At 64.4% G+C, this 24,734-nt stretch carries 23 protein-coding genes; 14 read left to right on the top strand and 9 right to left on the bottom strand.

Annotated features, from left to right (window positions below):
- Nucleotides 1-16: 16 nt before the first annotated feature.
- The 4 genes from CAG46_RS11285 (at nucleotide 17) to CAG46_RS11270 (ending at nucleotide 3,427) form a co-directional block, all read left to right on the top strand.
- Complete coding sequence (locus CAG46_RS11285) at nucleotides 17-889, top strand: alpha/beta fold hydrolase (protein WP_085615520.1); 873 nt, start codon at nucleotides 17-19, stop codon at nucleotides 887-889.
- Between the two features lie 96 nt (nucleotides 890-985).
- Nucleotides 986-1,873, top strand: a complete 888-nt coding sequence (locus CAG46_RS11280) for a pirin family protein (RefSeq protein WP_085615522.1) — start codon at nucleotides 986-988, stop codon at nucleotides 1,871-1,873.
- Nucleotides 1,874-2,052: 179 nt separating this feature from the next.
- Nucleotides 2,053-2,982: a DNA-3-methyladenine glycosylase gene (locus tag CAG46_RS11275; protein WP_085615524.1), complete on the top strand. Its 930-nt coding sequence runs from the start codon at nucleotides 2,053-2,055 to the stop codon at nucleotides 2,980-2,982.
- Nucleotides 2,983-3,166: 184 nt separating this feature from the next.
- Nucleotides 3,167-3,427 (top strand): DUF1652 domain-containing protein, encoded by a 261-nt coding sequence (locus CAG46_RS11270; RefSeq protein WP_025339297.1) that lies wholly within the window; start codon nucleotides 3,167-3,169, stop codon nucleotides 3,425-3,427.
- Between the two features lie 19 nt (nucleotides 3,428-3,446).
- On the opposite strand, the gene CAG46_RS11265 is transcribed toward CAG46_RS11270, so the two are convergent.
- The 7 genes from CAG46_RS11265 to CAG46_RS11235 form a co-directional block, all read right to left on the bottom strand.
- Nucleotides 3,447-4,061: a Yip1 family protein gene (locus tag CAG46_RS11265; protein WP_085615526.1), complete on the bottom strand. Its 615-nt coding sequence runs from the start codon at nucleotides 4,059-4,061 to the stop codon at nucleotides 3,447-3,449.
- A gap of 96 nt (nucleotides 4,062-4,157) precedes the next feature.
- Nucleotides 4,158-4,445 (bottom strand): hypothetical protein, encoded by a 288-nt coding sequence (locus tag CAG46_RS11260; protein WP_075045331.1) that lies wholly within the window; start codon nucleotides 4,443-4,445, stop codon nucleotides 4,158-4,160.
- 169 nt (nucleotides 4,446-4,614) lie between these two features.
- Complete coding sequence (alkB, locus tag CAG46_RS11255) at nucleotides 4,615-5,262, bottom strand: DNA oxidative demethylase AlkB (protein WP_085615833.1); 648 nt, start codon at nucleotides 5,260-5,262, stop codon at nucleotides 4,615-4,617.
- A 227-nt stretch (nucleotides 5,263-5,489) separates the two neighbouring features.
- Nucleotides 5,490-6,935 (bottom strand): curlin, encoded by a 1,446-nt coding sequence (locus tag CAG46_RS11250; protein ID WP_085615528.1) that lies wholly within the window; start codon nucleotides 6,933-6,935, stop codon nucleotides 5,490-5,492.
- 16 nt (nucleotides 6,936-6,951) lie between these two features.
- Nucleotides 6,952-7,425 (bottom strand): curlin, encoded by a 474-nt coding sequence (locus CAG46_RS11245; RefSeq protein ID WP_025339292.1) that lies wholly within the window; start codon nucleotides 7,423-7,425, stop codon nucleotides 6,952-6,954.
- Nucleotides 7,426-7,440: 15 nt separating this feature from the next.
- The gene (locus tag CAG46_RS11240; protein WP_085615530.1) at nucleotides 7,441-9,678 is read right to left on the bottom strand and encodes an Ig-like domain-containing protein; all 2,238 of its coding nucleotides are present in this window, start codon (nucleotides 9,676-9,678) and stop codon (nucleotides 7,441-7,443) included.
- A gap of 32 nt (nucleotides 9,679-9,710) precedes the next feature.
- Nucleotides 9,711-11,039 (bottom strand): hypothetical protein, encoded by a 1,329-nt coding sequence (locus tag CAG46_RS11235; RefSeq protein WP_085615532.1) that lies wholly within the window; start codon nucleotides 11,037-11,039, stop codon nucleotides 9,711-9,713.
- Nucleotides 11,040-11,355: 316 nt separating this feature from the next.
- Between CAG46_RS11235 and CAG46_RS11230 the strand changes: the two genes are divergently transcribed.
- The 6 genes from CAG46_RS11230 to CAG46_RS11205 all read left to right on the top strand — a co-directional run bounded on the left by CAG46_RS11230 (nucleotide 11,356) and on the right by CAG46_RS11205 (nucleotide 17,755).
- Entirely contained in the window at nucleotides 11,356-12,267 is a 912-nt protein-coding gene (locus CAG46_RS11230) for a LysR family transcriptional regulator (RefSeq protein ID WP_085615534.1), read from the top strand.
- Between the two features lie 98 nt (nucleotides 12,268-12,365).
- A complete protein-coding gene (locus CAG46_RS11225; protein ID WP_085615536.1) occupies nucleotides 12,366-13,295 on the top strand; it encodes a hydroxymethylglutaryl-CoA lyase in 930 nt (309 codons plus the stop codon).
- Nucleotides 13,296-13,319: 24 nt separating this feature from the next.
- Entirely contained in the window at nucleotides 13,320-14,510 is a 1,191-nt protein-coding gene (locus CAG46_RS11220; protein WP_025339287.1) for a CaiB/BaiF CoA-transferase family protein, read from the top strand.
- 12 nt (nucleotides 14,511-14,522) lie between these two features.
- Entirely contained in the window at nucleotides 14,523-15,047 is a 525-nt protein-coding gene (locus tag CAG46_RS11215) for a gamma carbonic anhydrase family protein (protein WP_085615538.1), read from the top strand.
- Nucleotides 15,048-15,114: 67 nt separating this feature from the next.
- Nucleotides 15,115-16,431, top strand: a complete 1,317-nt coding sequence (locus tag CAG46_RS11210; RefSeq protein WP_025339285.1) for an MFS transporter — start codon at nucleotides 15,115-15,117, stop codon at nucleotides 16,429-16,431.
- Nucleotides 16,432-16,474: 43 nt separating this feature from the next.
- A complete protein-coding gene (locus CAG46_RS11205; protein ID WP_085615540.1) occupies nucleotides 16,475-17,755 on the top strand; it encodes an OprD family porin in 1,281 nt (426 codons plus the stop codon).
- Here the strand turns inward: CAG46_RS11205 and CAG46_RS11200 are convergent.
- Both CAG46_RS11200 and CAG46_RS11195 read right to left on the bottom strand, forming a co-directional pair.
- Nucleotides 17,737-18,615: a phosphatase PAP2 family protein gene (locus CAG46_RS11200; RefSeq protein ID WP_085615542.1), complete on the bottom strand. Its 879-nt coding sequence runs from the start codon at nucleotides 18,613-18,615 to the stop codon at nucleotides 17,737-17,739. The two genes, CAG46_RS11205 and CAG46_RS11200, sit on opposite strands and share 19 nt — an antisense overlap.
- 2 nt (nucleotides 18,616-18,617) lie before the next feature.
- Nucleotides 18,618-19,307, bottom strand: coding sequence for a histidine phosphatase family protein (locus CAG46_RS11195; RefSeq protein WP_085615544.1), 690 nt, complete (start codon nucleotides 19,305-19,307; stop codon nucleotides 18,618-18,620).
- 285 nt (nucleotides 19,308-19,592) lie between these two features.
- Between CAG46_RS11195 and CAG46_RS11190 the strand changes: the two genes are divergently transcribed.
- The 4 genes from CAG46_RS11190 to ptxS all read left to right on the top strand — a co-directional run bounded on the left by CAG46_RS11190 (nucleotide 19,593) and on the right by ptxS (nucleotide 24,670).
- Nucleotides 19,593-20,333, top strand: coding sequence for a gluconate 2-dehydrogenase subunit 3 family protein (locus tag CAG46_RS11190; protein WP_085615546.1), 741 nt, complete (start codon nucleotides 19,593-19,595; stop codon nucleotides 20,331-20,333).
- Between the two features lie 3 nt (nucleotides 20,334-20,336).
- Nucleotides 20,337-22,121: a GMC family oxidoreductase gene (locus tag CAG46_RS11185; RefSeq protein ID WP_025339280.1), complete on the top strand. Its 1,785-nt coding sequence runs from the start codon at nucleotides 20,337-20,339 to the stop codon at nucleotides 22,119-22,121.
- Between the two features lie 12 nt (nucleotides 22,122-22,133).
- The gene (locus tag CAG46_RS11180) at nucleotides 22,134-23,378 is read left to right on the top strand and encodes a cytochrome c (protein WP_084785192.1); all 1,245 of its coding nucleotides are present in this window, start codon (nucleotides 22,134-22,136) and stop codon (nucleotides 23,376-23,378) included.
- A gap of 272 nt (nucleotides 23,379-23,650) precedes the next feature.
- Complete coding sequence (gene ptxS, locus CAG46_RS11175) at nucleotides 23,651-24,670, top strand: transcriptional regulator PtxS (protein WP_025339278.1); 1,020 nt, start codon at nucleotides 23,651-23,653, stop codon at nucleotides 24,668-24,670.
- Nucleotides 24,671-24,734: the final 64 nt, after the last annotated feature.

Genomic DNA, 24,734 nt, shown 5'->3' with positions numbered 1-24,734 from the left:
CGAGTACAGCAAGCCGATGCAGTTGATCCCCTGGTCCCACGAATGCGCTGAAGGCTTCACCCTGCGTGGCTGGCGAACCCCGGCCAGTGGCAAGCCGCTGCTGCATTTTCTGCACGGCAACGGCTTCTGCTGCCTTGCCTACCAGCCATTGCTGATGCGCCTGGGCGAACATTTCGACCTGTGGCTCAGCGATGTCCAGGGCCATGGTGACAGCGACCATGGCGGGGTGTTTCGTGGCTGGAACCGCACCGCTGCGCTGGCGGTGGAGGCTTTCGCAGCCGGGCGGGGCGAGTATGGCGACGTACCGCGCTTTGCCGTCGGGCACAGCTTCGGTGGCGTGCTCACCGGCCTGATCCTGGCCAGTGAACCGCAACTGTTCACGCGTGCCGTGCTGCTTGACCCGGTACTGTTCAGCCGGCGCATGCTGGGTGTTATGGGGGTGGCGGCCCTGGTCGGCTTGCATCAGCGTCACGCCTTGGCGCGCAAGGCCGCCAGCCGCCGCAGCCACTGGCCCGACCGCGAGGCAGCCCTGGCTTCGCTGCATGGGCGGGGTATCTTCAAGGGGTGGACCGATGCGGCGCTGCGGGCCTACGTCGAGCATGCCATCGGCGACTGTGGCGAAGCGGTGGTGCTCAAGTGCCGGCCCAGCCGCGAAGTGGAAATCTTCAGTTCCTTCCCCAAGCGCATGTGGGCAAGCCTGACGGCGATCCGCACGCCCACGCGGGTGCTGTACGGCGAGCACACCTACCCCTTCGTGCCCCATTCGGTGAGCCGCCTGGCGGCGCTCAACCCTCAGGTGACCGCCAGGCAAGTTGCAGGTGGGCACTGCTTCATGCAGGAAGACCCGGTCATTGCTGCAGAACAAGTGCTCGGTTTCTTGCAAGGCTGACTGTTCCATGAGTGGAACGATGAATGCCAAACAAGCCTGCTACCGCCTGATTGGCATCATTGATAAGGTTATCTCAACCAAGAGAGGAGCCTTCTCATGAAAACGATTCTGGGTATTCACCGCAGCCCCCACGCCCACTGGGTAGGTGATGGTTTCCCGGTGCGCAGCCTGTTCACCTACGACAACCTGGCCAGCAAGATCAGCCCGTTCCTGCTGCTGGACTATGCCGGCCCTCATGACTTCACCCCGACCAGTGCGCGGCGCGGCGTTGGCCAGCACCCGCACCGCGGCTTCGAGACCGTGACCATCGTTTACCAGGGCGAGCTGGAGCACCGCGACTCTACCGGCGCTGGCGGCTTGATCGGCCCCGATGACGTGCAGTGGATGACTGCTGCCAACGGCATCATCCATGAAGAGTTCCATTCCCCAGGCTTCGCCCGCGATGGCGGTACGCTGGAGATGGTACAGCTGTGGGTCAACCTGCCGGCACGGGACAAGCGCGCAGCGGCTGGCTACCAGACGCTGCTGGCCAAGGACATCCCGGTGGTGGCGCTGGACGGCGAGGGCGGCAGCCTGCGGGTGATTGCAGGTGAATATCGTGGGCATTCAGGGCCGGCGCGAACCTTTACCGCCATGGATGTCTGGGACATGCGCCTGAATGCCGGTGCAACCTTGCAGCTGCCGGTTGCCGCCGGCCGCAATGCGGCGCTGGTAGTGTTGCGTGGCAATGTGCGGATCAACGGCGAGCGCGAAGCCGGCCCATCCAGCCTGGTGCTGCTTGACCGCGGCGGTGAGGATGTTGCCGTCGAAGCGCTGGAAGGTGCCAGCCTGCTGCTGCTCAGCGGTGAACCGATCGACGAGCCGATCGTGGGCTATGGCCCGTTCGTGATGAACAGCCAGGCAGAAATTGCCGAGTCGTTCGACGACTTCCATGCCGGGCGGTTCGGGCAGATGCAGGATGCACGGGGCGGTGCAGCGCATTGATCCTTGCCTGAAAAAGCTGGGGCTGCGTTGCAGCCCTATCGCGACACAAGGCCGCTCCTACAGGGAAGCACGACCCCCTGTAGGAGCGGCCTTGTGTCGCGATAGGGGCGCAAAGCGCCCCCAGCACTCAAAAGCCACGTCCGGATTGAAACCATTGGCATTACTGGCATGATCACCCCATGCCCAAGCTCACCCCCTTGCACGCCGTGCGCCGATCATTGCCCACCCCCGGCCACCACACCTTGTGGCTGCGCTACCGCGCCCCTTACCACTGGCCCTCGACCCTGGCCTTCCTCGCTGCCCGCTGCATCCCCGGCATCGAGACCTGCCTCGACGGCACCTACCGCCGTACCCTGGTAATTGCCGGCCGCCACGCCGTCTTGCACGCCACACCTTCGGGCGGCCAGTACCTGCGGGTCCGCCTTGAAGGCGTCCCGGCCCACGCGCTACCAGGCCTGACCGCCAGGCTGAGGCGGGTCTTCGACCTTGATGCCGACCCCGCGCGCATCAATGCCGAACTGTCCCGCGATCCGCTGATGGCCCGCCTGCTACAGGAGCGCCCGGGCCTGCGCGTGCCACAAGGCTGGGACGCCTGCGAGCAGGCCATGCGCACTGTGCTGGGCCAGCAGGTCAGTGTGGCCGGGGCCATGACCCTGGCCGGCCGCCTGGTGCAACGCCACGGCGTGCCCTTGCGCTGGCCCGCACCGGGCCTGAGCCACGTGTTTCCGGCGCTGCCGGTATTGGCGGCTGCGCAGTTCGAGGATATGGGCATGCCGCGGGCGCGCGCCGCCACCCTGGGCACGCTGGCCAGCGCCTTGCTGGCCGAGCCCGGGCTGCTACGCCGCGGGCAGGTGCTGGATGAACTGCTGCGCAACCTGTGCCAGCTCAAGGGGATCGGCCCCTGGAGCGCGCACTACCTGGCGTTGCGCCAGGCCGGCGCGGCCGATGCCTTGCCGCTGGGCGACGTGGCGCTGGTCAAGGCGTTGCGCCTGCTTGAAGGCGACGACGCCCAGCTGGCACAACGAGCTTTGGCCTGGCGACCGTGGCGAGCCTACGCGGCGCAGCATCTGTGGGCATCGCTGGGGCCTGCCGGCACCGCTCGTCGCTAAGTCTGCCATCGCGTTCGAACACTCGAACTGCGCAGGCAATCTTCCACTAAGGTGCTAGAGGATTCCCCGCATGATCATTGCCCAGGCGCATGGACGCCTGCTCCGGCATGCGCAATATCAATTGGCGCCTCGCCCGACAAAGGCGTACTCACACAACAGGCCATCCCAAAGAGAGGGTCGTACCATGTCGTTGATAGGAGTTTCGATGCTAGAAATGCGGCAGATGATCGAGCAGGCCTGCCTGCCCGACCGTTGCGAAGTCAGCTGCACGGACGGCGCCAACCTGACCATCCGCCTGGGTCAGGGCCAGAGTCTCGACGAGGGCGTGACCCTGAGCGGGGTCCCCCTGCATAGCCTCAACAGTTGCCGCGACCTGGTCAACCTGGTGGGGCAGCTGCACGCGTTGCGTGACAGCCACCCGGCGCCACTCAAGGCGATTGCCTGAGGCGCCTGCCGCGCCCCGGTCAGCCCAGGCTGGCCGGGCGCACATATTCCGGCATCAGGCCGTTGAACCAGAACAGGATCATCGCCACCAGGATGGTCACCAGCAGCAGCAACCCCACCCCCCACACGCAGGTCGCGAACAGCATGGCCTGTTCCTTCTTCAGGCGCAGGAAGGTCTGCAACCCGCCATACAGCAACACACTGGCGTAGGCCGAGGCTGCCAGCAGCGCCGCCAGCGCCAGCCAGCGGATCGGCAGCAAGCCGACCACCCCGGCAAAGAACCATGGCGTGGCGCAGTAGGCGGCAAAGCCGATGCACTGGTTGAGGCTGGGCTGCGCATCGAAACCGCGCGACATCCAGCGGATCATCGTGCCCATCAACATCACCCCGACGACCGTGGTGGCATAGAGCAGGCCAGCCAGTTGCGCAGCGCTGGCCATGCTCAGGCGCACCCGTTCCTCGGCCGCCAGGCTCCAGCCGAAGGTGGTGGTGCCGAAGAACAGGCACACCGCGGGGATCAACGCCAGGGCCAGCAGGCGCGGCAGATACTGCTGCGGGTGGTCTTCCTCGGCCCGGCGAATATCCAGCCAGGCGTCGGCGGGGTGAGTGAAGAGCTTGAGCAACGGACTGTTCATTGGCGTTCTCCGCGTTCTCCGGCAGGCATGGGCCCTTTTGCTATGGAGACATGACGCGCCCGCTGGGTTCAGCCGGGTTGATCGCCGTTGATCGTCTTACAGCAGTTCCAGCAGCAGGTTGAGGCCGCCATCACCGCACTTGCCCTGGTCGCGAACCACACCGTGGTAGCTGCGCCCGTCCCAGACGAAGGCCACGCTGTGGGCACGGTCGACCTTGTCGGGCAGCGGCGGGCAGATGTGCAGGCGCAGGCCCGGGCGGCCTTGCAGGTTGAGGGCGGCGAGTTGGCACTGGCATTCCACGCTTTGTGCCACCGGGCCGAACAGGGTGTCGCGTACGTAATCGAGTTGCAGTGAGGAATTGGGCGCGCGGCAGGGCATTTTCATGGGCGCGCGGCTCCGCTGTGAGGGGTCGGGGAACAGGGCTGGCAGGGCATGGCGGGCTCCAGGCTGAAGAGGGCATGGCATATCGTTTGAAGCTTGCCTGGCCAAGATGTTCAACGTGTTTCATGCGCGTTCATCCTGTTTGCGCCGGGTGGCGGGCCGTTGGTCCGATTCAGCCACCGGCCTTGCGCAAGGTCAGGTTTATCCGCCGTTCACCCAGGCGCGGATGCACGCCGGGCTTGATCGGGAGCACGCCGTGAAAGCGCAAGCGGTCCTCGCCACCCCAGACCAGCACATCGCCATGGCTCAGTGGGATGCGCTGGGTCTTGTCGGCGCGCTGCAGGCCACCGAACAGGAACACCGCCGGCAAGCCCAGCGACACCGACACGATCGGTTGGCCGAAGTCTTGCTCGTCGCGGTCCTGATGCAGGCTAAGGCGGGTGCCCGGCAGGTAATGGTTGACCAGGCAGGCATCCGGCACGAAGCCGTCGAACCCGGCCATGGCCGCGGCGCGGTTGGCCAGCTCGAGCAACACGGGGGGCAGGGCGGGCCAGGGTTTGCCGCTGAGCGGGTCGCAGGGGCTGTAGCGGTAGCCGTGTTCGTCACTGACCCAACCCAGCGAGCCGCAGTTGGTCAACCCTACCGCCATTCGCAGGCCGCCCGGGGTGTGCATGTGCCGGAACGGCGCGGCACGCAGCACCGGGCGCAGGGCATCGAGCAGAGGCTCGATCTCGGCCAGGGCGAAGCCGGGCAGCAGCACGGTGTGGCTGGCCAGGCGTTGCGGCTGGGGGCCGAACAGGTCGAGGTCGGACTGGATCATGGGGCAGGCATCGGTTGGGGTGTGGACCATTGTACTGCGCTTGGCAGGCTTGGCCTATTCGCGGGCATGCCCGCTCCCACAGGGTTGGCGCAGGCTTTGACGGCAGTGGAGTACCTGTGGGAGCGGGCGTGCCCGCGAACAGGTCGGCAAGAAAAGAAGTACTGACAGGAATAAAAAGGAACCGCGGCACCAGGGAGAGGAGCACCGCGGTTCAAGGGGGGAGCGATCTATTGCTGGGTCACGGTGGCCACGTTCGCGCTGCCCAGCTGGCTGATGGTCGCGGTCTGGGTGACACCGCTCTGGTCGACGTACGCCTTGTTGCCCTGGCCTCCCTGGGTCACGTAGGCGACGTTGTAACTGTCAACCTGCTTGATGGTGGCTTCGTTGCCGCCACCGTACAGCTGGTTGGTGTAGCTCTGGTTGCTGTAGCCGGACTGGTCCAGGTTGATGACGTTGCTGGTGCCCTGGCTGTTGCCGTAGGCATAGTTTTCGGTGCCACGCTGGTCGGCGATCAGGATGTTGTCAGTGCCGTTCTGTTCGAAGTACAGCTCGTTGTTCATGTCGTCCTGCTTGGTCTCCATCTGGTTGCCGGTGCCTTTCTGGGTCAGCGTGGCCAGCTGGTTGTCACCGTTCTGGGTCAGGTTGGCGCCGTTGCCATTGCCGTTCTGGTTGATGGTGGCGTTCTGGTTGGTACCGAACTGGCCGCCCATCTTGGCGCCTTTCCAGTTGCTGGCAGTGACGCTGTTGCCATTGCCCTTGGTGTTGATGGTCAGGTTGAGGTTTTCACCGTTCTGGTAGGTGAAATGCAGGTTGTTGCTACCGGTCTGGGTGATGGTGGTGGTCGAGTTGTTGGTCTCGAACTGGTCCGACCAGCTGGCGTTGGCCGTGCCCTGTTGCGACAGGCTGACCTTGTTGTTCATGCCGAAGCTCTGGTCGATATAGCCTTCGTTCAGCTGGCCGGACTGGGTTACCGATGCCTGGCTGGCAGTCTGGTTGTCCTGCCACACTTCCACCGAGTTGCCGCCACCGTACTGGCCTATGCCGATGGTGCCGCCGGTGCCGTCGCGCTGGTCGCCATACGCCCAGTTGCCTTTGCCATCCTGGTAGACCTGGATATCGCCATCGACGTAGCTCAGGTGCTCGGCGGCGGCGTAGTTGTCCTGGCCGGTCTGGTTGATGCTGCTGCTGTTGTTGCTGCCACCAAAGGTCTGCTCGATGAAGGCTTCGTTGCGCTGGCCGGATTGCCAGGTGGTGGCCTTGCTGCCTTCCTGGCTGTCCTGCCACACGGTCGAGGTGTTTTCGGCGCCTTGCTGGGTTTGCAGCGACTGGTTGCCCAGGCCCAGCGACTGGCTGACGAAGGCATCGTTGTAGCTGCCGCTGGCGTGCTGGGTGACCTGGCTGCCGTTCTCGAACAGTTGGTCGGCGTAGCCGGCGTTGTACTGGCCGTTGGCGCTCTGCTGGATATCGCTGGTGCTCTCGGATTGCACCGCCAGGTGGTTGTTGCCCTTGCCGGTCTGGGTCTGGGTGGCCGAGGCGAATGGCGCCAGGGACTGGTTGACTTCGGCGATGTTTTCCTTGCCGTCCTGGGTCTGGGACGAGGTGCTGTCAGCAGCCATGGCCTGACCTGCAAGGGCCAGGACGATAGCGGCACTTAACGGAGCGAGCTTGTACATGGGGGTGCCTCCAGGGCTATCGGTATTGGGTGATCTGAACGTGCTGGCCATTGCCGGCCTGGGTCACGGAGCTGTTGAGGCCAGTGCCGGACTGCACGATGCTGGCGCTGTTGTCGTTGCCGATCTGCTCGATGGCCGCGCTGTTGCTGCTGCCGCTCTGGCGGATCGACGCGCTGTTGCCATTTCCCTGTTGGCTGATGATGGCCATCAGGTCACTACCTTCCTGCAAGATGTACGCTTCCTGCGCGCCACCGGCCTGGACGATGCGGCCCAGCAGGGCCTGGCCGTTCTGGTCGAGTGCGGCGCGGTTGCCCGCGCCTTGCTGCTCGATCACCGCAGCCTGGCCGGCGCCGGCCGGCAGCAGGCGGATGATCACCGGGTCGCCGAGGTCGTTGCCGGGCGCGAGGTCGGCATTGTCCAGCAGGTCGTCGGCCCAGCAGGCCTGGCCCACCAGGGCCAGGCCGAGCAGCAGGGGGTACAGGCGTTTCATTGCAACCTCCGGCCTTTACTGCACGGTTACGTTGACGGTGCGTGTGGTGCCCTGGCTGGTGGTGATCGTCGCCGTCGGTGCCGCAGTCGGGATGATCGTGGTGCTATTGCTCACCGCCAGGCGCCAGCGGCCGGTCAGCGCTACCGTGGCGGTGCCAAGGGTCTGCACGCCGGTAGTGGTGGTAACCCGCACGGTGACGGTGTTGCCGGTGGTGACCGACGAGGTACCGCTGAGGTCCCAGTTGTAACGGTTGTTGGAGCGTGCCGTGACCGTGGCTGCCGTGACCGCGAAGGTTTCGGCGGCGGGCCGTGGCGACACGTTGACGGTGACGGTGGTGGGGTTGGACAGCGCCCCCAGCGAGTCACGAGCCTGGTAGGTGAAGGTGGTGGTGAAGGCGGTGGTCACCGTGGCCGGTGGGGTGTAGGTCACCGTGGTGCCGTCGGTGCTGACTGTGCCCCGACCGGTAGCCGGCTGGGTGAGGGAGGTAGCGGGGACAGTCAGCGGCACGTTGCCTTCCGGATCGGTGTCGTTGGCCAGCACGTTGATGGTCAATGGCACGCCCAGGGTGGCGACGGTTTCCGGGTTGGCGGTTGGTGCCCGGTTGGGCGCGACGTTGATGGTGACAGTAGCCGGTGCCGATTTCAGGCCCTTGGCGTCCACCGCCCGGTAGCTGAAGGTGGCCACCACGGGTTGCGTGGCCCCGGCTGGCGGGGTGTAAGTGACCGAGGTGGTGCCGTTCATCACCACGCCGCCAAGGCCGGTACCGGGCTGGGTCAGGTCGCTGATGGTCAGCGGTACGTTGCCGTCCGGGTCGCTGTCGTTCTGCAGCAGGTTGAGGGTGATCGGGATACCGACGCTGGTGCTGCCGATATCGGCCTGGGCCAGCGGTGGCTGGTTGGCCGCCTCGACCGGTGCGTTGCCGACCACGACCACCGGTTCGACATCGCTGCCGCCACGTGCCGACTTGACCGTGATGGTGGCCGGCGGCTGTGGTACGTCGTTGACGGTCAGGCTCTGCAGCGTGCCTGCCTTGGACAGGCGACCGTAGCCCTGGGCGAGCAGGTCGGGGATTGCCACCTCATCACTGGAACTGGCCTCGATCAGCAGGCGCTTGTTGGCCCAGTCGTAGCGTGCGGTGCTGACCTTGACCACGTCGGTGAGCTTGCTCGACAGCGCGGTCGGCTGAGTGCCGCCGGCGCTGTTGCTGGCGGTGACCACCACCACTGCAGGCGGTGCTTCCTGGCCGAACTGCTGGTGGAAGAACAGCCCGTTGTTGTCGGCGGTGAGGGTGTACTGGCACGGCGAAGGCGGGGTGCCGACCAGGGCAATGCCATTGCGCATGCATAGGCTGGCTGCGCTGGGCGCCTTGGCGAACACTTCCGTGCGGGTGCCGGTGGCATTGCGCGAGTAGGTGGCGCGTTCCAGGCTGACCGGGGTCTGGGCCCGTTGGTCCAGTACCTTGCCTGAAACAGTGAAGGTGTTGGTCTGGATGGTGCCAGCGGGGCCTTGAATGCGCACGAAGTTGGTATTGAAGGGGCTGCCGGTCACCGCCTCGGTGATGTTGGGGTCGCCGATGTAGGTTTCGATGGCGCCGGTATCGGGGTTGACCGCGGTGTAAGGCCCGCCAACACCCTTCAGCCAAGGGCCGATCGCCCCCGCCAGCGCTCCCCGGAAGTTGCCAGGAGCACCAATGCCTATGTCCCGGGTGATGTTGATCGCCCGGCGCCCAGCCGTGGTGACGTTGACCGTCTCCACCCCGTAAGGGTGGGTGATGGTGTAGGTACCGGTACTTGGGACCGAAGCACGGATACGGATGCGGGCGAAGCTCTGCTGGTCACCATCGACCGGGTTTTCAGCGGCGAAGGCTGCCTCCACCCCGGCTACATAGACCTCCAGCTCGTAGCCGCTGTTGCCGACCTGCGGAATGGCGGTTTCAGCCAGGAACCAGAACATCTCTGGCGGCCAGTTGTCCGGGAACACCAACGGCAGGGCATCGTCATAGATGCCGGGCTCGGGCAACAAGGTACACATGTAGGCGGGTGCCCCTGGCGCGCCGGGTGCTCGCGTACTGGTGGCACGGGACTGGCACAGCTCCAGGGACTGGTCGAGGCTGTCCTTGTACCACATCGGATAGCCACCGGTGGCGAAGGTGTAGGGCCCCGGGTCGACATCGGACAGCGCGGCAAACGCGGCGCTGGTAACGGTAAGAGAAAAACCGGCGGCCAACAGCGCACGGCGCGACCAAGTGTTCATGCTGCCTCCTTGAAGGCTGAGCCTTTGTCTGTTCATGGCACCAGCACCACGTCTTCGGTGTCGCTACCGCCATTGGCACTGGTGACCTGCACCTTGGCCGGCGGGATCGGCGACAGGCTGGTGCTCAGCGTCTTCACGGCGCCAGTTCCGCTCAGGTTGCCGATCAGCGCGCCGTTGCCGGTATGTGCGGTGAGCACTGGCGGCGTGGTTTCGTCGCTGGTGCTGGCCACCAGGGTCAGCTCGCCGGTGGACAGGCGGTACTGGGCCTGGGTGATGGTGACCAGGTCGGTCAGCGGCACGTTGGCGGTGGTCAGGCTGCTGGTGGGGATCGCCACGCTGTTGTCGGCGGTCAGCGTCAGGATCGTCCCGGCGGCCGGGTCGAGCACCGACTGGGCGTACCACGCGCCGGTACCGTTGGCCTCGGTGAGGTTCAGGTTGGGTGTCTGGCTGGTCAGGGTGACACTGGCCGGTGGCGGCGGGGCCATCACGAAGATGTCCTGCTGGGCGCGCAGGTCGCCGTTCTCGGTATGCCGCGAGTAGGTGGTGCGTTGCGGCATCAGCGGGGTTGGCAGGGCCACTGCGGAAAGCTTGCCCGAAACCGCGAACAGCTCGGTGCGCAGGTCGATGCCGCCGGGGCCTTCGATGCGCACGTAATTGGTGTTGAACGGGCTGCCGGTCACCCGTTCTTCCAGGTTCGGGTCGCCGATGAAACGCTCGCTGCCTTCGGTGTAGGGGCCGTTGACACTGCGCAGGAACGGCCCGACATCGCCTTTCAGGGCACCGGTGAAATCACCTGCGCCAGCAATGCCGATGTCGCGGGTCATGTTGATTGCCCGGCGCCCGGGCGCAGGTACGTCGAACACTTCAACGCCGTAGGGGTGAGTGACCACGTAGGTGCCGGCGGTTGGCACGTCGACCCGGATACGCACCCGGGCGAAGCTGACCTGGTCGCCGTCGACCGGTTCTTCGGCGGCAAATGCCGCTTCGATCGCGGTGCCGTAGCTGAGGTCGATGCCGCGAGTGGCGTCGACGATGGCGGCGTCGGCGGTGAACCAGAACGCCTCGTCAGGGAAGTTGGTGGGGAAGACGATGGGTTGGGTATCGTCGAACACGCCAGGGGTAGGCAGCAGCGTGCACATGTACGACGGTGCGCCGGGCGCGCCAGGCACCCGCGAGCTGACCGCCTTGGTCAGGCACAGGTCGAGGGTACGACCGTGGCTGTCCTGGTACCAGGCGGGGAAGCCGCCGTTGGCGGGCACATAGGCGCCTGGATCGACAGCGTTCAAGGCAGCCTGCGCCGGGAGCTGGAGCATGCCGGCGAAAATCGCCACTGCCAGCGGGTGGGGTATCGGTCGGTGCATGAGTCATTTCCTCCTGCAAACGGGCCCATGGACTTGGGGCGTCTGGCAGGAGATCGGCAATAGGCGTGCCAAGCCGGAAAAAATGCGCTGCAGCCCTTGCGGGGCAAGGGATCCAATTCTCCTGCAAGGGTATTGGGAGGCGTTTGACGTTGGGCGCCGTGCCCCCAAGGTTGGGGAGTGGGGCAGGTGGTACCGACCCATTCGTGACATCTGTGTGAACGGAATTCCTGTGCGGCTTCGCTGGTGTCTGCGAGTCAAGGCTGCGCGCCCATGCTACATTGCACCGGCCTTTCCATCCTCTCAGGCAAGCCCAGCAATGCAGCCCCTCGACCACTTGTCCCTGAACCTGTTCATCGTCGTCTGTGAGGAAGGCACCATCGCCCGCGCCGGCGAACGCGCGTTCATGGCGCCGTCTGCGGTCAGCAAACGTATTTCCGACATCGAAGCACGCTTTGGCACTGCCTTGCTCAAACGCAGCAAACGCGGTGTGGAGCCGACCCCGGCAGGGCTGGCTCTGCTGCGCCATGCCCAGGAAATGGTCCGGGCCATGGAACGCCTGGACAGCGAGCTGAGCGAGTACGCCGAAGGCGCGCGTGGCCATGTGCGGGTGCTGGCCAATGTCTCGTCGATCATGGAGTTCCTGCCTGAGGAACTGTCGGCGTTCATGCTGGAACACCCGCTCATCCAGGCCGATATCGAAGAGCGCTTCAGCCCCGACGTGGTACGCGGTGTGGCTGAGGGCAGCGCAGACCTGGGCATCTGCCGCAAATCCATGGCGGTGGGCGACCTGGAGTTCGTGCCGTACCGCCAAGACCACCTGGCCGTGGTCGTCGCCGCTGACCATCCCTTGGCAGGGCGCAGCCAGATTGCCTTTGAGGAAACCCTGGGCTACGACCACCTGGGCCTGTCGGCATTCGCCACCCTTAATACCTTCATGCGTAAAAGCGCCGGAGAGTCGGGCCATGAGCTGCGCTTTCGCTGTTACGTGTCGTCGTTCGACGCGGCGTACCGCCTGGTGCAGTTCGGCCTGGGCCTGGCAGTGTTCCCTCAGGAAGCCGTGGCCCGCTATGCGGCGCTGTTCGACCTGCGGGTTATACCGCTGACCGACGACTGGGCACTGGGCGAGTTCGTCATCTGCATGCGCGATCGGCACACGCTGTCGCTTTCGGCGCGGCGCCTGCTGGACCACCTGCTGCTGCGCGCACCGGCTTGGCAGGCGGCGGTCTGATCCATCGTGGCTGACGATGGATCAGACCGTGAAACACGTCTTTTCTGCTCGCCGTCCAGCTCTTAGTCTGGCGCAACGCTTGAGACAGAGAGACCGTGATGACAACAATAACAATCAACGAAGTCGGCATGCGCGATGGTCTGCAGAGTCTGCAGGCGATCATGCCAACAGCCGCCAAGTGCCGCTGGATCGATGCCGCCTACGCCGCTGGCGTGCGCCACATGGAAGTTGCTTCGTTCGTGCCGGCGCGCTTGCTGCCACAAATGGCCGATGCCCGCGAGGTAGTGGCTCACGCCCTCACATACCCGGGCCTGCAAGTCACCGCATTGGCGCCGAACCTGCGTGGGGCCAGGGACGCGCTCGAGTCCGGCGCTCATCGCATCGTTGCCCCCGTCTCCGTCAGCATGGCGCACAGCATGGCCAATGTACGTCGCACGCCCATGGAAATGGTCGAGGAGCTGGGGCGTATGTGCCAATTGCGGACCGAGATGGGCCTGCACGACGTGCAGGTCATGGCCGGCATGTCGGTCGCCTTCGGCTGCACGCGCCAGGGGGAGGTGCCTCTGGCCGACCTCTGTGCGCTCACTCACCAGGTGATCGAAGCGGGCTGCGACCTGGTCTCGCTGGGCGACACCACCGGCTACGCCAACCCGGGCCAGGTGGCGACGGTGATCCAGGCCGTGCGGGCAATTGCCGGTGAGCGGCTGAAGGCCGCGCACTTTCACGATACCCGCGGCCTGGCCCTGGCCAACAGCCTGGTTGCCGTGCAGCAGGGCATTCGCGAGCTCGACGCCTCGCTGGCCGGCCTGGGTGGTTGCCCGTTCGCCCCGGGCGCATCCGGCAACACGGTCACCGAAGACCTGGTGTTCATGCTGCAGAGTATGGGCTACGACACCGATATCGACCTGCCTGCACTGATCGAATCACGCCGTCTGCTGAGCGAAGCGCTGCCGGGCGAGCCCCTGTACGGCTGCATCGCCCGCGCCGGATTGCCGCTGAACTTCCCGGGCGCTGCCCGCCACGCCTGACCTGCTCGAACGAGGAGTAGCACGATGTCCAGACTTCCCTTGGACGGCATCCGTGTCGTCGAGATTTCGCACATGGTCATGGGGCCTACCTGCGGCATGATCCTCGGTGACCTTGGCGCCGAAGTGATCAAGATCGAACCCGTGCGCGGTGACGGCACGCGCCGCTTGCTGGGCGCGGGGGCGGGCTTCTTCCGCACCTTCAACCGCAACAAGCAATGCATCGCCGTCGATGTCGAAACGGCGGAAGGCCGCGACGCCGTGCTGCAACTGGTCGACACCGCCGACGTGTTCATCGAGAACTTCAAGCCTGGGCGTATGCACAAGCTGGGCCTGGACTACGCAACGCTGCGCCAGCGCAACCCGCGGCTGATCTATGCCTCGCACAAGGGCTTCCTCAGCGGCCCCTACGACAACCGCCTGGCGTTGGACGAGGTGGTGCAGATGATGGCCGGCCTGGCTTACATGACCGGGCCAGTGGGCCGCCCGCTGCGCGCGGGCAGCTCGGTGAACGACATCATGGGTGGCATGTTCGGTGCCATTGGCGTGCTGGCTGCGCTCAACGAGCGCCACACCACTGGCACCGGCCGCGAGGTGCAAAGCGCCCTGTACGAGAACTGCGTCCTGCTCGCGGCCCAGCACATGCAGCAGTACGTCGTCACCGGCGAGGCTGCAGCGCCGATGCCCAATCGCATCAGCGCCTGGGCCATCTATGACGTGTTCACCTTTGCTGGCGGCGAGCAGATGTTCGTCGCTGCCACCGGAGAAGGGCAGTGGCATGCCTTGTGCCAGGTGCTGGGGCAGATGGCCCTGCTCGATGACCCGACGCTGGCCAGCAACAACGACCGCGTGTTGCAACGGCCACGGCTGCTGGCGCACCTGGCCGAGGTGTTCGCGCCGTTGGACGCGGGGCAACTGGCGCTGCAACTGGAAGCCAACGGCATTCCTTTTGCACCGATCCGCCGCCCGGAAGAACTGTTCGACGATCTGCACCTGCAGCAGAGCGGCGGAATGGCCGACTTGCAACTGGAAGACGGCAGCCACACGCCGATGCCCTTGCTGCCGCTGTCACTGGACGGCCAGCGCCTGCAGCCACGCCGGGCGATCGCTCGCATTGGCGAGCACACCCGTCAGGTGATGCGCGACCTGGGCTACAGCGATGCGCACATTGCCGAGCTGTGCGCAGCCGGTGTGCTGAAAACCGACGACGCGGCCTGAGGCGGGGTTGAAATGGCGATCTACCAATACGACATGCTCACGCCCAACCTGCACCCGGACACCTTCGTCGCCGAAGATGCCAGCGTGATTGGCGACGTTACCCTCGAGCAGGGCGTCAGTGTATGGCCGCAGGCGGTGCTGCGTGGGGATAACGAACCGATCCGCATCGGCCAGCACAGCAACGTGCAGGAAGGCGCGGTGCTGCATGCCGACCCGGGCTTTGCGCTGACCGTGGGGCAGGGTGTGACCATCGGCCACCAGGCGATGCTGCATGGCTGCAGCATTGGCGATGGGGCGCTGATCGGTATCCAGGCGGTGGTGCTCAATGGCGCGGTCATTGGCAAGAATTGCCTGGTCGGGGCCGGCGCCATCGTCACCGAGGGCAAGGTATTCCCCGATAACTCGCTGATTCTGGGGGCCCCTGCCAAGGTGGTGCGTGAACTGAGCCCTGAGGCCATCGCCGGCATGCAGCGCAACGCCGCCGAGTACGTCGGCAAAGGCCAGGCCTTCAAGGAAAAACTGGTCCGCATCAGCTGAAAAACCTGCAAGCGGCGCCGGCAGAGGCGTCGCTGCTCTCCAATAATTACAAGAATGGAGATCCACCATGGTTGCCATGACCGGCCAACTGGCGCGTGAGCGCAACGACAGCCACATCAATGAACTGCTGCTGTACCGTCGCGTGGCCTGGCGCATCATGCCGCTGGCCATCATCTGCTTCCTGTTCTCTTATTTCGACCGCATCAACATCAGTTTCGCCAAGGCCCAGATGCAGCAGGAACTAGGCCTTGGCGATGCCGCCTATGGCCTGGCCGCGAGCATGTTCTTCGTTGGCTACGTACTCTTCGAAGTGCCCAGCAGCCTGGGGCTGAAACGCTATGGAGCTCCGGCATGGATCTGCCGGATCATGGTGTCCTGGGGCCTGGCGACGGCTGCGCTGGTATTTGCCTATACCCAGTACACCCTCTACTTCCTGCGCTTTCTGATCGGCGTGATGGAGGCCGGCTTCGGGCCGGCGATCCTGTTCTACCTGGCCTGCTGGTTTCCCCGCAAGCACCTGGCGAAGATGAATGGCCTGTGGTTCCTGGCCGTACCGTTGGCTGGCGCGGTGGGTGGCCCGGCGGCGGGTTTCCTGCTGGGGACGATGGACGGCGTGCTGGGCCTGGCCGGCTGGCACTGGTTGTTCCTGATGTCCGGCCTGCCCTGCGTGGTGCTGGGCCTGCTGGTGCTGTGGAAGCTGGACCGCGACATTGAAACCGCGAAATGGCTGAGCCGCGACGAGAAGGACTTGTTGGCGGAAAACCTCGCCCAGGACAAACGTACCGAAAAGCCTGTGCTCGGCTCGATCTGGCGGGTGCTGCTGACCCGTGAAGTGGCGATCATGGCGTTCATCTACTACGTGGTCAAAACCGCGTCCTATGGCCTGAACTTCTGGATGCCGCACCTGATCAAGTCCTCGGGGGTGCAGGACATGCTCTGGGTCGGCGTGTTGTCGGCATTGCCCTACGCGGTGGCCTGCATCGGCATGGTGTTGCTGACGCGTCGCTCCGACCGCACCGGCGAACGCAAGCGCTACCTGGTGTACTGCCTGTTCGCCGCTGCCGTTGGCTATCTGCTGGCGTGCCTGTATTCCGATTCGTCCCTGGCAATGATGGCTGCGCTGGTGCTGGCCACCGCTGGCACCTTCATCGCCATCCCGATCTTCTGGACCATCCCGCAGTCGACCTTCTCGGGCCTTGCGATAGCCACCGGTACTGCGGCAATCAACTCGGTCGGGCAACTGAGCGGCATCGTCGCACCGGTGATGGTGGGCAAGATCAACGATGTCACCGGCAGCACCTACATGGGCATGCTGTCCATCGCACCGCTGATCCTGATCGCTTGCCTGGTGGTGATGCGCTACGTGCGCAACCCCAGAAGCTGATTGGCGCTGAGTCTTCGAACAACAAAAAGAACAAGGCACACCCATGATAATTCTCTCCCGGCGAGCATCGCTGATGCTCGCGGCGCTTTGCTGCGCCTGGCAATCCGCTCAGGCTGCCTTTATCGATGACGGCAGCGGCAGCCTGGAACTGCGCAATTTCTATTTCGACCGCGACTTTCACGGCGCCAGCGCCACGCAATCCCGGCGTGGCGAATGGGCCCAGGGCTTCATGCTGCGCGTACAGTCCGGTTATACCGAGGGGGTGATCGGGCTCGGCCTGGATGCGGCCGGCATGCTGGGGCTCAAGCTCGATTCTTCGCCGGACCGTAGCGGCACCGGCCTGTTGCCGCGCGGCAGCGACAAACGTGCTGCGGATGCCTACGCCAAGGCCGTGGCCACCTTCAAGGCCAGGCTGGCGCAGACCGAGTTGAAAGTGGGTGGCCTTAGCCCGCAGTTGCCGTTGCTGGCGTCCAACAACAGCCGCCTGTTTCCCCAGTGGTTCAACGGCGCGCACCTGGCCAGCAAGGACCTGGACCGGTTTACGTTCACCCTGATGCAGGTGGATGCCACCAAGCTGCGCGATTCCACCGACTATGAGGACCTGACCGCCATGGCGCAACAGGGGGCCTATTCGGCAACGGTTACCAGTGACCGGTTGTACTACGCCGGGGTCGATTATCAGCTGTTGGCCAACCTGACGCTGAGCTTGCACGCCAGTGAACTCGAGGACCTGTTCCACCGCGACTTTGCAGGGTTCAAGTTCAAGGCCGCCCTGGGGCTTGGGGAAGTATTCAGCGAGTGGCGATGGTTCAATGCACGCGAGCAGGGGCGTGCATTGCTTGGCGAGGTCGACAACCAGACGCTCAGCACCAACTTCGGTTATACCGTTCAGGGCCACACGTTCAGTGGTGGTTATCAGAAGGGCCGCGGCGATACGGCGTATGCCTACGTGGGTGGCACCGATACCTACCTGTTCAGCGAGCAGCAGGTCAGCACCTTCGCCCTGGCCAAGGAACGGGCCTGGATGCTGCGCTATGACTACAACTTCGCCGCTTTGGGCATCCCCGGGCTTACCTTCAACGTGCGATATGTGAAGGGCGACCAGGTAGATCCGCAGCGCATCGCCAGCGCCAAGGGCAGGGCGCTGGCAGCCCAAGGTGGGGAAGGGCAGGAATGGGAGCGGACCACGGATATCGCCTACGTGGTGCAGTCGGGCCCATTGAGGAATGTGTCGCTGCGCTGGCGCAACGCGAGCATGCGTTCGAACTTTGCCGATGCGGCGGATGAAAACCGGGTGATCGTGGGTTACACGTTCGAATTCTGAGGTTTTGCACAAGCGGGCATGCTCGCGAGCACCGGCGAAGCCGGTGCCATACACCGCGCTGGATTCTTCGCGGGCATGCCCGCTCCCACAGGCGCTTGCAAAGCGATGCGCCCATAGAAGAACAATGCTGTTATCCAGGTGGTAAACCAGACAAAAATACCGGCCCAGAACGTATGGGACATGTAGTGCCAGCCCTGCAACACCCGGGTAGTGCCGTATACGAACCCGATCAGCAGAATCGCCACCAGTAGCTTGCGGGCATGTGCCCAGCGATAACGCAATGCCACGAAATACAGCGCCAACAAGGTAAACCCGCTGGAAGCATGACCACCCGGCCAGCAGCGGCCATCACCGGCCTTGCCCCACCAGGAGAAGTTTTCGAACCATTCGACCTGGGCCTGCGTACCGCCATACAGCGTGGTTTCCACCGGGCAATACACATTGGTATGGCTTTTAAGGTAGTGAATCACCGTGGTGCTCAGGGCGAACGCCGCCACCACGAACAGCAGGTCGCGGCGGTGGTTGGTGGTAAAGCGTAGGGCCGGTGCGATTCGGGCATTTTCCAGAAACCGTGTCAGGCTCGGTTGCGAACGGTTGGCCAAGCGAGGCCAGATGAACGACAGCAAGCTGCCGATGACCGCCAGTTCACCGGTCCAATCCGGCAGTATCCGTGGCCACTTGTGGGTGACTTTCTCGAACCACTGGTTGTGCAACAGCGGGAACTGGCCGGTGGCCGGGTCCAGTAGCAGGTTGCTGATCCAGCGATCGAGCTCTGTGAGGTCGAAAGCCATGAACACGATAGCGGCCAGCAACAGAGGCAGCAGCAGGTTGTTGCGGTAGTAGGCGGTACGGGGCGGCATGTTCAGAGTTCCATGGCGTCGACGAGTTTGCTCCATTCACTGGCAGCCATCTGGCCTAGCAGCTTCTCTTTGCCATCGCTGCCCTGAGTGATGAACAGGGCGCTGGCATAGCCGTTCGAGCGCGCACTACCAGGCACGTCAAGCGTGCGCTCCAGCTGTTCCATGCACCCACTGTGGCTGACCAGCACCAGGTTGTGGCCGTTTCGCTTGTGGGCAAAGGCGGTCTCGGCAAACTGGCCATCACACTGCTTGAGCCAGCCCTGCGTGGTGATGGTTTTACCGAACATGGCATGTGCGGTCTGCTGGGTACGCACCTCGGGGCTGGCCCATACATCGGCTTTGCCCAGGCCAAGGCGTTGCAGGCCGCGACCTACATCGGCGGCCACCCGGCTGCCCGCGACCGTTATACCGGTTGGGTCACCCAGACAGGCTCCGCGGGAGCGGTCACAGCGCTCGGCATGGCGAAGCACGACAATCACCGAACCTTTCGACCAGTTGGCCTGGAGTTCGCTGTGTTGCGGATGGTGTGTGTTGCCAAGACTGGGGGTGGCAGTGCGGGCATGGGCCCAGGCCGCCGTCACGGTCACTGCCAACAGCATGCACAGTGCTGCGATCAGGACGCCGCGCGAAGGCAGGCGGAAGGTTTGGTACAGCCTCAGGGCCGGGGTTTTGTCGATGATGCCTTGCAGCATGTTGCCACTCCAGTCAGCTCGTTCCATTCGCGAGCGTCGGCACTTTAGGGAGCGGGATGTCAGCGCAGAGTGACCTGGATGTGAAAATTGCCTTGGCCGGATGCGATTTACCGCAGTGGTTCGGTCTGGCTTACGGTAGAGCCGTCAAGCATGAAACCGGTTTCAAAACATTTCTGAACACGCTAAATTGTTCGGCTGTTTTCTTGATGGCCTATCAAGACCACCCCCCATATTGAAAATCAGATGGCGCTTTTCAAGGCCGCACACAGCCGATGAGGATTCGCAATGCCTGACCATGCCCCAGACAACCCGCGCAGGGACTTTCTGCGCAAGACCTTGACCTTGATCCCTGTGGTCACCGTGGCCAGCACGGGGCTTGGCGTGGGTGCCAGTCAGCTGCTTGCGGCCCCGCAACACGAGCCCAAAGTCCCGGCCACGCCGCCAGCGGGCGACTACCAGCCGACGTTCTTCACTGCCGAGGAGTGGGCCTTCGTGCAGGCGGCCGTCTCGCGCATCATCCCGGCCGACGAGCTTGGCCCCGGTGCACTTGAAGCAGGCGCTGCCGAGTTCATCGACCGGCAGATGAACACCCCCTACGCAACCGGCGCACAGTGGTACATGCAGGGCCCGTTCAAGGCCGACGCCGCGCCCGAACTGGGTTACCAGCTGCAACTCAGCCCGCAACAGATCTACCGCCTGGGCATCGCCGCCGTGGACGGCTGGTGCAAGGCCAATTCCGGGCAGGTTTTTGCTGCGCAAGATAGCGCTACCCGGGACCACGTTCTCAGCAAGGTCGAGGCTGGAGAGCTGGTTTTCGACACCGTGCCGGCCAAGGTGTTCTTCAGCTTGCTGGTGCAGAACACCCGTGAAGGGTTCTTCTGCGACCCGATCCATGGCGGCAACAAAGGCATGGTCGGCTGGACCCAGATCGGCTTCCCCGGCGCCCGCGCCGATTTCATGGATTGGGTCGAGCGCAACGAGCCTTACCCGTTCCCGGCTGTTTCGATCCGTGGCGAGAGGGCCTGAGGCATGGCGACCGTGATGAAGAAAGTGGACGCAGTAATCGTGGGCTTCGGCTGGGCCGGCGCGATCATGGCCAAGGAACTGACCGAGGCCGGGCTGCAGGTGGTGGCCCTGGAGCGGGGGCCGATGCAGGACACCTACCCGGAAGGCAGCTACCCGCAGGTGATCGACGAGCTGACCTACAGCGTGCGCAAGAAGCTGTTCGTCGATGTGTCGAAAGAAACCGTCACCATCCGCCATGGCATGAACGACGTGGCACTGCCCAACCGCCAGCTCGGAGCCTTCCTGCCGGGCAAAGGTGTAGGTGGCGCAGGCCTACACTGGTCTGGCGTGCACTTCCGGGTAGACCCGATGGAGCTGCGCATGCGCAGCCACTACGAAGAACGCTACGGGCGCAAGTTCATCCCCGAAGACATGACGATCCAGGACTTCGGGGTCAGCTACGAAGAACTGGAACCGCACTTCGACTTTGCCGAAAAGGTATTCGGTACCTCTGGCCAGGCCTGGACCGTCAACGGCCAGGTCGTTGGCGAAGGGAAGGGCGGCAACCCCTATGCGCCGGACCGTTCCAGCCCGTTCCCGCTGCCTTCGCAGAAAAACGTGGTGTCGGCCAGGCTGTTCGAAAAGGCAGCGGCCAGCCTGGGCTACAAGCCCTACAACCTGCCCTCGGCCAACACCTCCGGCTCGTACACCAACCCGTACGGGGCGCAGATGGGGCCGTGCAACTTCTGCGGTTTCTGCAGCGGCTACGTGTGCTACATGTACTCCAAGGCCTCGCCCAACGTGAACATCCTGCCGGCGCTGCGCCAGGTGCCGAACTTCGAATTGCGGCCCAACGCCCATGTGCTGCGGGTGAACCTGGACGACAGCAAGCGCAAGGCCACCGGGGTGACCTACATCGACGCCCAGGGGCGGGAAGTGGAGCAACCGGCGGACCTGGTGATCCTGGCGGCGTTCCAGTTCAACAACGTGCGCCTGATGCTGCTGTCCGGCATCGGCAAACCGTACGACCCCATCAAGAACGAAGGCGTGGTCGGGCGTAACTTCGCCTACCAGAACATGGGCACGGTCAAGGCGTTCTTCGACAAGGACACCTACACCAACAACTTCATCGGCGCCGGTGGCAACGGCATTGCCATCGATGACTTCAACGCCGACAACTTCGATCATGGCCCGCACGGTTTCGTCGGTGGCTCGCCGATGTGGGTGAACCAGGCCGGCACACGGCCGATTGCCGGCGGCGCCACCCCGCCTGGCACACCGGCCTGGGGCAGCGCCTGGAAGAAGGCCACCGCCGATTACTACACCCACCAGGTTTCGATGGACGCCCACGGCGCCCACCAGTCCTACCGTGGCAATTACCTGGACCTCGACCCGACCTACCGCGACGCCTACGGCCAGCCGCTGCTGCGCATGACCTTCGACTGGCAGGAAAACGACATCAGGATGAACCAGTTCATGGTCGACAAGCTGAGCAAGATCGCCCAGGCGATGAACCCCAAGACCATTGCCGTGCTGGGCAAGAAGGTCAAGGACCACTTCAACACCGCCAGCTACCAGACCACCCACCTGAACGGCGGCGCGATCATGGGCACCGACCCGAAAACCAGTGCGTTGAACCGCTACCTGCAAAGCTGGGACGTGCACAACGTGTTCGTTCCGGGGGCTTCGGCGTTCCCCCAGGGGCTGGGCTACAACCCGACCGGGCTGGTGGCTGCGCTGACCTATTGGTCGGCCCGCGCCATCCGCGAGCAGTACCTGAAAAACCCTGGCCCGCTGGTCCAGGCTTGAGGAGCGATGCGCATGAAGACAATGTTGATCGCAACCCTGCTGGGTGCCAGCGTGGCTGCACAGGCTGCGCCGAATGACGATGCGCAGGTGCGCCAGGGCGAGTACCTGGCCCGCGCCGGCGACTGCGTCGCCTGCCATACCGCCAAGGGCGGCAAGCCGTTCGCCGGTGGGCTGCCGATGGAGACACCGATTGGCACGGTGTACTCCACCAACATCACCCCGGCGGCCAGTGGTATCGGCCAGTACAGCTTCGAAGACTTCGACCAGGCGGTGCGCAAGGGCATCGGCAAGGACGGCAGCACCCTGTATCCGGCCATGCCATACCCGTCCTATGCGCGCGTCAGCGAGCAGGACATGCAGGCGCTGTATGCCTACTTCATGAAGGGCGTGGAGCCGGTCGAGCAGCCGAACAAGGCCACCGACATCCCCTGGCCGCTGAGCATGCGCTGGCCGCTGGCGGTCTGGCGCGGGTTGTTCGCGCCAGAGGCCAAGCCCTGGCAGGCGTCGGCGGCTGCCGACCCGGTGGTCAACCGCGGTGCCTACCTGGTCGAGGGCCTGGGGCACTGTGGCGCGTGCCATACGCCGCGGGCGCTGACCATGCAGGAAAAGGCACTGAGCCCACAGGATGGCGAGCAGTTCCTGGCTGGCAGTGCACCGCTGGAAGGCTGGATTGCCAAGAACCTGCGTGGCGACCACAAGGACGGCCTGGGTAGCTGGAGCGAAGAGCAGCTGGTGCAGTTTCTCAAGACTGGCCGTAGCGACCGCAGCGCCGTGTTCGGTGGCATGAGCGACGTGGTCGAGCACAGCATGCAACACATGAGCGACGCCGACCTGACCGCTATCGCCCGTTACCTGAAGACGCTGCCGCCGAGCAACCCTGATGACCAGCCGCACGTGTACGACAAACAGGTGGCGGATGCGCTGTGGAAGGGCGACGACAGCAAGCCCGGGGCGGCGGTGTACATCGACAACTGCGCGGCCTGCCACCGTACCGATGGCCAGGGCTATACCCGCGTGTTCCCGGCCCTGGCCGGCAACCCGGTGGTGCAGACGGCGGATGCCACATCGCTGATCCACGTGGTCTTGGCGGGGGGCACAGTGCCGGCGACGCACGCGGCACCGTCGAACTTCACCATGCCGGCGTTCGGTTGGCGCCTGAGTGACCAGGAGGTTGCCGAGGTGGTGAACTTCATTCGCACCAGTTGGGGTAACCAAGGGGATGCCGTCACCGCCAGTGAAGTGAAAGCCCTCCGTTAACTGCATCCCTCTGTCTGCACCCCCAATCCACTGTGGGAGCGGGTTTACCCGCGAATGCGTCGGCACATTCAACATCGCATTCGCGGGTGAACCCGCTCCCACAGGGTCTCGTGTTTATATATCTATATATATCAGTCAGTTAAAGCGTATTCTTATTGCATTTGCTACGCATGAATATCGCACACCCGACCAACGGCATGTTGACGAACGCGTGCGATTTTGCTGTATTGAAACCGGTTTCATCGCTATCACAACAATCATAAGGACAGCCCATGACCGACGCGCCTGCCCATGCCCGCGAACGGGTCACCATCAGCGAAGTAGCGCGTGTCGCTGGCGTTTCCAAGGCCACCGTCTCCCGTTACATCGGCGGTGACCGGCAGTTGCTCGCCGAAGCCACCGCCAAGCGCCTGGAAGAGGTCATCGAGCGCCTCGGTTACCGCCCCAACCAGATGGCCCGTGGCCTGAAGCGCGGCCAGACGCGCCTGATCGGCATGCTGGTGGCCGATATCCTCAACCCCTATTCAGTGGCCGTGATGCATGGCGTGGAAACTGCCTGCCGCCAGCACGGCTACAGCCTGGTGGTGTGCAACACCAACCGCGACGACGAGCAGGAGCGTCACCACCTGGTGGCCCTGCAGTCCTACAACGTCGAAGGGCTGATCGTGAACACGCTTGGCCATCACCCCGGCGAATTGCTCAACCTGCAGCGCGACATCCCCATGGTGCTGGTCGACCGCCAGTTGCCCGAACTGAATGTCGACCTGGTTGGCCTGGACAATGCCGACGCGGTCGAGCAGGCCCTCGACCACCTGCAGGCGCAAGGCTACCGCGACATCCTGGCGGTAACCGAACGCCTCGATGGCACCAGCTCGCGCCTGGAGCGGGTGCAAGCGTTCGGCACATCGATCAGCCGGCGCCCCGGCATGCGCCAGCAGGTGCTGGAAATCGGCGCCGGGCTGGATGACCAGCTGGCTTCGTTCCTCGCCGGCAGCGGCCATGGCCCGCAGGCCATCTTCACCTTCAACGGTGTCGCCACCCTGGCCGTGACCCGTGCCCTGCACGAAGCAGGCCGCAATCTGTTCGCGGACGTCGGGCTGATCGCGCTCGACGACCTCGACTGGTACCCCTTGGTCGGCAGCGGCATCACTGCACTGGCCCAGCCCACCGAGCGAATCGGCGTGGCAGCATTCGAGAGCCTGCTTGGCCGCCTGCGCGGCGACAGCGGGGCAGCCCGGCGCATCGACTTCAAGGCCGAGCTGATCATCCGAGGTTCAACCCAGCCACAGTAATCACAGGCAGGCACCTGCGTGCCTGCTGTCAGCAAAAAATGAAACCGGTTTCATAAGGACAACA

This window comes from Pseudomonas sp. B23(2017), from assembly GCF_002113725.1.
GTDB classification, from domain to species: domain Bacteria; phylum Pseudomonadota; class Gammaproteobacteria; order Pseudomonadales; family Pseudomonadaceae; genus Aquipseudomonas; species Aquipseudomonas putida_Z.
Note: the sequence above shows the minus strand (reverse complement) of the source record. Positions and strands in the feature narration are given on the sequence as shown.